1 protein-coding gene and 1 other annotated feature are annotated in these 1,097 nt (G+C 43.5%); the gene reads left to right on the top strand.

All coding sequences use genetic code 11. The features are described from left to right. The first annotated feature begins 82 nt into the window (after positions 1–82). Positions 83–321 (top strand) — a binding site (T-box leader). A gap of 210 nt (positions 322–531) precedes the next feature. After that, a partial coding sequence (locus tag QOS01_RS10350; protein WP_283622262.1) for a 2-keto-4-pentenoate hydratase occupies positions 532–1,097 on the top strand: 566 nt, incomplete at its 3' end.

Here is a 1,097-nt window from a genome sequence, read left to right on the forward strand (position 1 = left end):
GCATCTTTCTCATATTATTTTAATTTTATCCTTGATTTTCTCATAAACAGATGATATTCTACAAACAATCAATTGAAACAAATAAACGACGTTGATCGAGAACAGCGAGTATCACTGATTGCAGAGAGCTGATGGGTGGTGTGAATCAGTAGGAAGTGGTACTTAGCTAATCACTCGTGAGTTGTATGTCGAACGACTTTTCAAGTAGAACGTACTGGTAGCACCCATTATCGTGCCGACTAATATCCATTTATCGGATGTTGGTTAAGGCGGCTTTTAGCCGTAAAGAAAGGTGGTACCACGTTTAAAAGCGTCCTTTTTAACTCTTAGTTAGCGAGTTAAAAAGGACGCTTTTCGCGTTTTACTAAACATTTAAGGTGGTGATGAACATGTCAGACAGCGACATTATTAACATTAATAAAACATTAGAAAAATATAAATTTAAACGAAAAAAGAAGTCAGTCGTCGTTAACGAATCGTAGGGTTGACTCCCCAAAAAGGTAACAGCGACTGACCTCTATGGAGGATATTATGACTAAAGAAAATGTTACCTTAAACGCAAAACAAGAATCATTCGCTCAAGCACTTTTTAACGCCTACCAAAGCCACCAGCCATTAAAGATGGCCGACTGGGATGGCGTTGTAACAGATGATGACACGGCATACGCAGTGCAGGACCGGTTCGCCGCCCTTAAAAAACTTCCGACTGGTGGATACAAGGTCTCACTGACGAGTAAGGAAACGCAGGATATGTTTGATTCTGACTGTCCACTATATGGCCAACAAGTCGACAGTCACTTTCTTCCTTCACCCGCACTTCTGTCACTTAAAAAGCAAACAATGGATCCACTGCTTGAGGTGGAACTTGGCTTCCGCGCTACTGAAGACCTAAAGCCAGATGATAGTTTGGAAGACCTCCTTCACAAGACGACCGTTTGCGGGACCGTTGAATTGCCTGACTGCCGTTTTGCTGACTGGTTCCCCGACCTCAACAAGTTTAACGTAATGAGTGATTGCGCGGTCGGTGGGTTCGTCGTCTATGGCCTGGAACGTCCGGCTGATGAGGTGTTTGACACGGTCGAAGATGCCGCCAACGT

This window comes from Limosilactobacillus avium (assembly GCF_947381485.1).
GTDB lineage: Bacteria > Bacillota > Bacilli > Lactobacillales > Lactobacillaceae > Limosilactobacillus > Limosilactobacillus avium.